This is a genomic window from Faecalibacter rhinopitheci (assembly GCF_015234135.1).
Classification (GTDB): domain Bacteria; phylum Bacteroidota; class Bacteroidia; order Flavobacteriales; family Weeksellaceae; genus Empedobacter; species Empedobacter rhinopitheci.
In genome coordinates this window covers 1-5,210 of record NZ_JADGIK010000022.1, presented here as the reverse complement: position 1 = coordinate 5,210, position 5,210 = coordinate 1, and the positions used below count along the sequence as shown (strand labels likewise).

Annotated in this window: 2 tRNA genes and 3 rRNA genes; all 5 read right to left on the bottom strand. The window is 46.2% G+C overall.

Annotated elements, in window-relative coordinates:
* Positions 1 to 17 precede the first annotated feature (17 nt).
* Positions 18 to 125, bottom strand: a 5S ribosomal RNA gene (gene rrf, locus IM532_RS13405).
* Between the two features lie 138 nt (positions 126 to 263).
* Positions 264 to 3,049, bottom strand: a 23S ribosomal RNA gene (locus IM532_RS13400).
* Positions 3,050 to 3,259: 210 nt separating this feature from the next.
* Positions 3,260 to 3,333: transfer RNA gene (locus IM532_RS13395), tRNA-Ala, on the bottom strand.
* A gap of 15 nt (positions 3,334 to 3,348) precedes the next feature.
* Positions 3,349 to 3,422: transfer RNA gene (locus tag IM532_RS13390), tRNA-Ile, on the bottom strand.
* A 125-nt stretch (positions 3,423 to 3,547) separates the two neighbouring features.
* A 16S ribosomal RNA gene (locus IM532_RS13385) occupies positions 3,548 to 5,066 on the bottom strand.
* Together the 16S, 23S and 5S rRNA genes with 2 tRNA genes alongside form the textbook arrangement of a ribosomal RNA operon.
* Between the last annotated feature and the right edge of the window lie 144 nt (positions 5,067 to 5,210).

Below are 5,210 nucleotides of genomic sequence, written 5' to 3'. Positions count from 1 at the left end.
TTGAGCTTTGTTATAAAGACTGGCGACGACCTACTCTCCCGCAATAGCAGTACCATCGGCGCTGAAAGGCTTAACTTCTCTGTTCGGAATGGGAAGAGGTGAGCCCTTTCGCTATAATCACCCTAATTTCTTAAGTGTCTTTGAAAGGTGTTGTCCTTTATGTCTTTGACATTATTAGATATTTGATAATAATATATCGTTTATACAATCGGTATACAATTCAAATAAGATTAACTAACCATCTCTCAACGGTTAAATCTTTTTCGAAAAAGTTTATGGGTAATTAGTACTACTCGACTATGACATCACTGCCTTTACATCTATAGCCTATCAACGTGGTAGTCTTCCACGACCCTTTAAAGAAGTCTAATCTTGCGGCGAGTTTCGCACTTATATGCTTTCAGTGCTTATCTCATCCAAACGTAGCTACTCAGCGGTGCACCTGGCGGCACAACTGATACACCAGAGGTTTGTTCAACACGGTCCTCTCGTACTAGAGTCAAGTCCGCTCAAACTTCTAACGATCACAACAGATAGAGACCGAACTGTCTCACGACGTTCTGAACCCAGCTCGCGTGCCACTTTAATGGGCGAACAGCCCAACCCTTGGGACCTTCTCCAGCCCCAGGATGTGACGAGCCGACATCGAGGTGCCGAACCTCCCCGTCGATGTGAGCTCTTGGGGGAGACTAGCCTGTTATCCCCGGAGTACCTTTTATCCTTTGAGCGATGGCCCTTCCATACGGAACCACCGGATCACTATGTCCTGCTTTCGCACCTGCTCGGCTTGTTGGCCTCACAGTCAAGCACCCTTATGCCATTACACTCTACGCACGGTTACCAAGCGTGCTGAGGGTACCTTTGAAAGCCTCCGTTACTCTTTTGGAGGCGACCACCCCAGTCAAACTACCCACCATGCACTGTCCTCCTTACAGGAGTTAGGCTCCAGGTAAATAAAGGGTGGTATTTCAACAATGACTCCACAACGCCTAGCGACGCTGCTTCATAGTCTCCCACCTATCCTACACATTATTTACCCGAAGTCAATACAAAGCTATAGTAAAGGTTCACAGGGTCTTTTCGTCCCGTTGCGATTAACCGGCATCTTCACCGATACTACAATTTCACCGAGCTCATGGCTGAGACAGTGCCCAGATCGTTACACCATTCGTGCAGGTCGGAACTTACCCGACAAGGAATTTCGCTACCTTAGGACCGTTATAGTTACGGCCGCCGTTTACTGGGGCTTCAGTTAAGAGCTTCGCCGAAGCTAACCCCCTTCCTTAACCTTCCAGCACCGGGCAGGTGTCAGACCCTATACGTCATCTTTCGATTTTGCAGAGTCCTGTGTTTTTGATAAACAGTCGCCTGGGCCTTTTTACTGCGGCTGACATTGCTGTCAGCGCCCCTTCTCCCGAAGTTACGGGGCTATTTTGCCTAATTCCTTAGCCATGACTCACTCGAGCGCCTTAGGATACTCTCCTCGACCACCTGTGTCGGTTTACGGTACGGGCTGCTTCTCTCGCTATTTCTTGGGACAATTTTCAGTGGATTATCACGCCACCCGAAGGCTTTGTGTACTATCCCTGCTTTACGCAGGTTCAACGTGCTATTCCGTCAGCACGCACCACCTACAATCATCCGTCACTTTTATTGAGAGCAGGTATGGGAATATTAACCCATTTGCCATCCACTACCCCGTTTGGGTTCGTGTTAGGTCCCGACTAACCCTCAGCTGATTAGCATAGCTGAGGAAACCTTAGTCTTACGGCGAATAAGTTTCTCACTTATTTTATCGTTACTCATTCCTACATTTTCTTTTCTAGAAGCTCCACCACACCTTGCCGGTATGACTTCTGCGCCGCTAGAATGCTCCCCTACCAGATGTACAATAAAGTACAAATCCATAGCTTCGGTAATATGCTTATGCCCGATTATTATCCATGCCGGATCGCTCGACTAGTGAGCTGTTACGCACTCGTTAAATGAATAGCTGCTTCCAAGCTAACATCCTAGCTGTCAATGCAATCCAACCGCGTTTTTTCAACTTAGCATATATTTGGGGACCTTAGCTGATGGTCTGGGTTCTTTCCCTCTCGGACATGGACCTTAGCACCCATGCCCTCACTGCCTAGAAACATATATTAGCATTCGGAGTTTGTCAGGAATTGGTAGGCGATGAAGCCCCCGCATCCAATCAGTAGCTCTACCTCTAATATACTTCACTAAACGCTGCACCTAAATGCATTTCGGGGAGTACGAGCTATTTCCCAGTTTGATTGGCCTTTCACCCCTACCCACAGGTCATCCGAAGACTTTTCAACGTCAACCGGTTCGGTCCTCCACTTTGTGTTACCAAAGCTTCAACCTGCCCATGGGTAGATCACAAGGTTTCGCGTCTAATACCACTGACTATACCGCCCTATTCAGACTCGCTTTCGCTTCGGCTCCGTACCTGAAGTACTTAACCTTGCCAGTGACATTAACTCGTAGGATCATTATGCAAAAGGCACGCCGTCACCCCTAGAGGCTCCGACCGCTTGTAGGCGTACGGTTTCAGGATCTATTTCAACTCTCTATTCGAGATGCTTTTCACCTTTCCTTCACAGTACTAGTTCACTATCGGTCTTTGAGGAGTATTTAGCCTTGGAAGATGGTCCTCCCATATTCGGACAGAATTTCTCGTGTTCCGCCTTACTCGTTATCAACAATATAAAAATTTCATCTACGGGACTGTCACCCTCTTCGGTTAACCTTTCCAGGTTATTCTACTATCCTTATAATGTCTTTAGGGCTAATCCGCGTTCGCTCGCCACTACTTACGGAATCTCAATTGATTTCTTTTCCTATTGGTACTTAGATGTTTCAGTTCCCAACGTTCGCTCTCTAATAAATTAGAGTGACATGTCTTCAACATGCCGGGTTATCCCATTCGGAAATCTACGGATTAATGCGTATGTGCCGCTCCCCGTAGCTTATCGCAGCTTATCACGTCCTTCATCGCCTCTCAAAGCCTAGGCATCCGCCGTACGCCCTTAGTAACTTTTTTCTCGATTTAACCGTCGTTATGAGCGGTTATGTTAATCTTACTCGTTTTTGTTTAATTGTATACCTTCAATGCCGAATTAAATCGTTTATATTTAATTCTATATTGCTTTGATTAATTTCTTAATCTATATCTTGATTGTATGTCGTTAACAATTTCTTGTTATCGTTTTCTAATAATGTCAATGAACTCTTCTAGTCCGTTAGGACTTTGTGGAGAATATCGGAGTCGAACCGATGACCTCTTGCGTGCAAGGCAAGCGCTCTAGCCAGCTGAGCTAATCCCCCTCTTTAGTTATTTTGTAGTCTCAGGCAGACTCGAACTGCCGACCTCTACATTATCAGTGTAGCGCTCTAACCAGCTGAGCTATGAGACTCTTTAATACTCTTAAAGAGTGGTCTAATATCTGTGTATATATTTTAATTATAATGTAAAGAACAAAAGAAAAACCGAAAACATGATCAATCTTCTATTAAATAGAAGAAAATTCGTCGTTCTCTAAATTGAGATGTTCCAGCCGCACCTTCCGGTACGGCTACCTTGTTACGACTTAGCCCTAGTTACCAGTTTTACCCTAGGCAGCTCCTTTTACGGTCACCGACTTCAGGTACCCCCAGCTTCCATGGCTTGACGGGCGGTGTGTACAAGGCCCGGGAACGTATTCACCGCATCATGGCTGATATGCGATTACTAGCGATTCCAGCTTCATAGAGTCGAGTTGCAGACTCCAATCCGAACTGAGATAAGTTTTCGAGATTCGCATCCTGTCACCAGGTAGCTGCCCTCTGTACTTACCATTGTAGCACGTGTGTAGCCCAAGACGTAAGGGCCGTGATGACTTGACGTCGTCCCCACCTTCCTCTCAACTTGCGTTGGCAGTCTCATTAGAGTCCCCGTCTTTAAACGCTGGCAACTAATGATAGGGGTTGCGCTCGTTGCAGGACTTAACCTAACACCTCACGGCACGAGCTGACGACAGCCATGCAGCACCTTGCATTCTGTCCGAAGAAATATCTGTTTCCAAATACGTCATTATGCATTTAAGCCTTGGTAAGGTTCCTCGCGTATCATCGAATTAAACCACATGCTCCACCGCTTGTGCGGGCCCCCGTCAATTCCTTTGAGTTTCATTCTTGCGAACGTACTCCCCAGGTGGGATACTTATAACTTTCGCTTAGCCACTGAATCCGAAAATCCAACAGCAAGTATCCATCGTTTACGGCGTGGACTACCAGGGTATCTAATCCTGTTCGCTCCCCACGCTTTCGTCCATCAGCGTCAGTTGAGGCTTAGTGACCTGCCTTCGCAATTGGTGTTCTGCGTAATATCTAAGCATTTCACCGCTACACTACACATTCCAGCCACTGCAACCTCACTCAAGACTAACAGTATCAATGGCAGTTCCATCGTTAAGCGATGGGCTTTCACCACTGACTTATTAATCCGCCTACGGACCCTTTAAACCCAATAAATCCGGATAACGCTTGCACCCTCCGTATTACCGCGGCTGCTGGCACGGAGTTAGCCGGTGCTTATTCATATGGTACCTTCAGCTACTCACACGTGAGTAGGTTTATCCCCATATAAAAGAAGTTTACAACCCATAAGGCCGTCATCCTTCACGCGGGATGGCTGGATCAGGCTTTCACCCATTGTCCAATATTCCTCACTGCTGCCTCCCGTAGGAGTCTGGTCCGTGTCTCAGTACCAGTGTGGGGGTTCACCCTCTCAGGCCCCCTAAAGATCGTTGACTTGGTGAGCCGTTACCTCACCAACTATCTAATCTTACGCATGCCTATCCTACTGCGATAAATCTTTCAAATATCCCTGATGCCAAGGTTATTGTTATAAGGTATTAATCTTCTTTTCAAAAGGCTATCCCTTTCAGTAGGGCAAGTTGCATACGCGTTACGCACCCGTGCGCCGGTCTCAATGTAGCAAGCTACAAATACCCCTCGGCTTGCATGTGTTAAGCCTCCCGCTAGCGTTCATCCTGAGCCAGGATCAAACTCTCCATTGTAATAAATATTGTTTGAAGCGTTAGCTTCTATGTTTTACAACTTCGAATTTCCTTTAGCTCTATTATTTAAGGATTGACCTAATTTGTATTCGGCTTTTATTTCTTTCGTCTTATATTATAATTTCAAATGAACTTCTCATTAAT